The following is a 1,585-nucleotide window of genomic DNA, read 5'->3' on the forward strand; positions in this document are numbered from 1 at the left end:
CCGCGCAGGCCGAGCAGCTGCAGGCCAGCATCGCCTATTTCCGCACCGAGGAGAGCGCATTCGCCGCGCCTGCTGCGGCGCGCCGTCCGGCGGCGGGCCGGGCTCCGGCCGGCAAGCCGACCGCCAAGGTGTCGGCGTCCGAAGCGGCGACGCGGCCCTCCGTCCGTCCGGCCGCGGGCGGCGCCAACAAGCTCGTCGAGCAGGTGCGCGCCGCCTACGCTCAGCCGGTCCGGACACAGGCGCGTGGCGGCTTCAAGCTCGACCTCTCGGCCGGCGGCCCGGACGCGCACGACGCGCAGTTCGAGCGCGCGAGCTGAGACACGCCTCTCGGCGCCGCGGGGGCGAGGGGTTCGCCCCGCTCCGGCGGCGTCGCCGCGCCCGCTCCGGCGGGTCTCCGACCGCCAGTCCGATCCCGTCACGACCGCCCCCGGCAGGTACCCCATGCGCCTCACGATCAAGCTGAAGCTGGTTCTGGCCTTCACGACCATCATCGTCCTGTCCGGCATCACCGCCTGGCTCGGCATCTCCAATCTCGCCTCGCTGGACGCGACGTTGGAGCGGGTCATCGAAGGACCGGTCAAGCGCATGCAGATGTCGCTGGAGCTGAACAACAACCTCTTGCTGCTCGTGCGCGCCGAGAAGAACCTCGTGATGGCGGCGAGCAAGGACCAGGCTCAGTTCTACGATGCCGAGATCACCAGGGAGCGTCAGCTCCTGACCTCCCGAGTCGAGAAGGCGGACGAGACCGCGACCGCGCAGAACAAGCCGCTGTGGGCGGCCACGCGCAACGCGCTGCAGCAGCTCGCCACCATTCAGGATCGCCAGCGCGATTACGTGCGCCAAGGCGATGTCGAGCGCGCCCATGAGCTGTCGACCGGGCAGGGCCGCCAGGCCGTGACCGAGATGCAGAAGAACCTGAACACGGTCGTCGAGATCAACCAGCGTCGTCTGGAGGAGGCCAAGGAGGTCGCCAAGCAAGATTACGAGAGCGCCCGGACCATGATGCTCGCGGTCGTCGCGGCCGCGATCCTGCTCGCCGCCGGCATCGCGGCCTGGATGGCGCTGTCGATCAGCCGCGGCCTCGCCAAGGCCGGCGCGCTGGCCCAGGCCGTGGCGGTCGGCGATCTCGACCAGACCGTGATCGTCAAGACGAACGACGAGATCAAGGATCTGGTCGACTCGCTCAACCGCATGACTACCAATCTGCGCGCCACCGCGGCGATCGCCGACAAGATCGCAGAGGGCGATCTGAATGTCGCGTTCGAGCGCCTCTCCGACAAGGACGCGCTCGGCATCGCCTTCGAGCGCATGACCGCCAATCTGCGCACCAATGCCCAGGTCGCCGACATGATCGCGGGCGGCGACCTGACCGTGCAGGTGCGGCGCTTCTCCGATCGCGACATGCTCGGCATCGCGTTGGAGCAGATGGTGGCGAAGCTGCGCCAGGTGGTCGCCGAAGCCCTGTTGGCCGCCGACAACGTCTCGGCCGGCAGCCAGGAGCTGTCGTCGAGCTCGGAGGAGCTGTCGCAGGGCGCGACCGAGCAGGCGGCGTCCGCCGAGGAGGCGTCGTCCTCGATGGAGGAGA

Annotated in this window: 1 protein-coding gene and 1 pseudogene; both read left to right on the forward strand. The window is 69.6% G+C overall.

What is annotated here, in order from left to right; genetic code table 11:
* Positions 1 to 317, forward strand: a pseudogene (locus tag ACFSOX_RS23580) (hypothetical protein); the annotation flags it as partial.
* Between the two features lie 124 nt (positions 318 to 441).
* A partial coding sequence (locus ACFSOX_RS23585; protein ID WP_378480258.1) for a HAMP domain-containing protein occupies positions 442 to 1,585 on the forward strand: 1,144 nt, incomplete at its 3' end.

The sequence above is a fragment of the Rhodoplanes azumiensis genome, from assembly GCF_042682915.1.
In the GTDB taxonomy this organism is placed as follows: Bacteria; Pseudomonadota; Alphaproteobacteria; order Rhizobiales; family Xanthobacteraceae; genus Rhodoplanes; species Rhodoplanes azumiensis.